Raw genomic sequence first — 2,621 nt, 5'->3', positions numbered from 1 at the left:
AGAGCTTGCGCCACAGGAACAACTGGTTGGCATTGATGCCGTTGCGCCGAGCGACGACCGACACACTTTGTCCTGGCTCAAGGCTCTCGCGAACCATCGCCAGCTTTTGCTCCGGGCTCCAGCGGCGCCGCCGCTCCTGGCCCAAAAGCTCCCCACTCTTATCGTTGCTGTTAGTCATAAACATAACCGTTTGCCTATCCCTTATCGTAAGGGGGAAACGGTGTCCTGTCTTTCATGGGGCTCGTTCACCTGCCATAAAGCGTCGTTAGTTGAGCCGCAATAGAGGGCCCATCTTGAGTAGTTCCCCCGCTGAGCGCTCCGCCTACATCGGCTGGGGGGTGATCGATTTGGCTGCAACCCACCACCAATGCGAATAGAAGCAATCCAATTATTTTGTGCATGACAAAACTCCCTGTCGATTGTCGTGTAATGATCTTGGTTGGGTGATCTGTTTTGGGGGGGCGGTGATCAAACCAAAGTCTGCTGCTCAGCTATAAAGCGACTCTTAAACACCATGAGAAAATAATGGGCTCATCAGTGTCTGTTTTTTTCAGTGTGTAATTGAATATCACCTTAAGCCCACGATTCTCCTCTATCCATGCCTGTAGGACCGGAAGATTGGTATAGGAGGGTTGTCTGATAGCGACTTCTTCACCGAGTCGATCCTCTCGTCCGAACAGCGCGAGGCGCACTTTATAAGCCCCCTCCAACGCGGGGTAATAGGCCCGGAGATTCAGTTTGTCGGACGACAATGTGGGTTCTGGAAGGTGGTGTTTCTGCCCGGTGATTCGAATGTCCAACGCTTTGGATGACAGGTCCTCGGTGGTGTCCGGTAACCGGACGGTGTAACTGATCTCCGCACCGCTACCGATGCAATCAACCACTTCCAACCTGGACACCAGAAATGTCAGTACCTGTCCTGCATAGGCGACGGTTTGAATCTCGCTGCCATAAGTCGAATTGCGCCCGACCCAATAGATTTTGACGGTTTGGTTAGGAGCGGAGCCGGTGAAGTCGACCGTTACCTTGGCAAACTTGGCCTCATAAAAGTCTTTTTCAAAGTTTAAGACGGTGCCGTTCTCTTCCTTGGCTTCCAGTACTATGGGCGGTTTCAGATCCAGAGCCGGTCGTCTGATGTGCACGTCAATGTGAGTCGTAGGCGACCAGATCGCCTGCGGTCCTGATGAATTTCCGATTTGATCCACGACCTTGAAGCGCATTGGAAATTCAGGTTTATCATTTTTGAACGCATCTGCAAAAAGCTTCAACACGATTGTGCCGGCAACGGCTTGTGCCTCTGTCACTGTGTGCAGGACGATGTGACCATCACAATCGAGCGTGATGTTGTCGTGCGCTCGCATGTAAAAGTAGTTCAGTTTGACCTCTACCCCTTCGGCGACGCGATCGGCATCCAGACCTTTGTCGATGACATCAGCGGGTAGTGTCATGATCAGGTTGGGGTTGTCCCCGGTCCCCGACACTTCGTCACCGGGGCGAGGCGTGTTGAAGAGCACGACCAGGTCCTCCGAGGTTTCCGGGTCCTGACTGATTCGTTTGACCCTCAAACGGATCCGGTTGATATCGTTCTGCAAGTTGGCGACCGGTAAAAACAGTGAGATCCTTTTGTTTTCTTCGCCTGGCTGGATGGTTTTAGAGACAGCGGGCGTAGACTCTTTATTAGTCAAAACATCCGCGTGGTCGTACTCAGACATGTTGAACCAAGGATCAATGACTACTTGGACTACTGGGCCTTTTTGGACGTCGATTAACGTTAAGAGGGAAAGTGCAATACCGCCCTCCGGGTTTTCGGGATGCAATACCGGCGTGGTCAACCCCGGGATGAGCACTTTGTCTATCTTGAATGTTTGATTACTCATTGCGTGCGCTCCATGGCTGTTCAGGTGCTTCGCTTAGGGCCTTGGTCAATGGAACGCTGAGTGATGGAGCGACGTCTACTGTCATATCTGACAGGTCAAGGCGATATTCAGGTACCGCTCGTCCACTTCATTCCGAAGGCTGCAAAGGGTGATCAACTACCTTAGTGGTACGCATCGGGCCGTCATCTGCCATGATGAATGTCCGCAGCACCGCTCCAACCAAAGGAACACCGCAATGGACGACGTACAACAACTGGGTGAGATGCTTCGCCACTACGCAGAAAGCGAAGCGCACAAGAAGCAGACGTTTGAGTCGCAATCGAACGTGTGGGCGACGCGTATTGGTGAGCTGTTCGATCAGATCCAGCAGTGGCTGGAACCGGTCCAGGCACCGAATCTGCTAGAGGTGAGCCGCGAGACGTATGTAGCTTCAGGGCCGAGCGTGCCGGTCGAGACGTCGCCGTTCAAGACCGAGAAACTGTCCATTGTCATTGCCGGCAAGCCGGTGGAGTTCGTGCCGGATGTGATGGGCGCTGGCGGTCAGATTTCATTGGCGGTGATGGGGCTGACGGCTGCGCGCTATGGCAGCGTTTCGCTGGTGTGCCTGCCGCCGTCGACTAGCTGGCAGTGGCGCAAGACCAATGGCCTGAAAGACCCGGACACCTTTGCGTTCGATGCGAACTTTCTGGCGCAGCAGTTGCAAAGCCTGATCCCCCGCGATCGCGGCCAAGTGCTCCCAGACTG

At 53.8% G+C, this 2,621-nt stretch carries 3 protein-coding genes; 1 reads left to right on the top strand and 2 read right to left on the bottom strand.

Annotation, left to right across the window (positions count from 1 at the left end; genetic code table 11):
• Together AC1DSG_RS30075 and AC1DSG_RS30070 are read right to left on the bottom strand one after the other, a co-directional pair.
• Window positions 1-178: transposase (locus AC1DSG_RS30075; protein ID WP_477794124.1), on the bottom strand; the 178-nt coding region annotated here is incomplete at its 3' end.
• 313 nt (window positions 179-491) lie between these two features.
• On the bottom strand, window positions 492-1,877 hold the full coding sequence (locus AC1DSG_RS30070; RefSeq protein WP_477794123.1) for a hypothetical protein: 1,386 nt from the start codon (window positions 1,875-1,877) through the stop codon (window positions 492-494).
• A 235-nt stretch (window positions 1,878-2,112) separates the two neighbouring features.
• Here AC1DSG_RS30070 and AC1DSG_RS30065 point away from each other — a divergent pair.
• A partial coding sequence (locus tag AC1DSG_RS30065; protein WP_477794122.1) for a hypothetical protein occupies window positions 2,113-2,621 on the top strand: 509 nt, incomplete at its 3' end.

The sequence above is a fragment of the Pseudomonas sp. P5_A12 genome, assembly GCF_056400685.1.
Note: the sequence above shows the minus strand (reverse complement) of the source record. Positions and strands in the feature narration are given on the sequence as shown.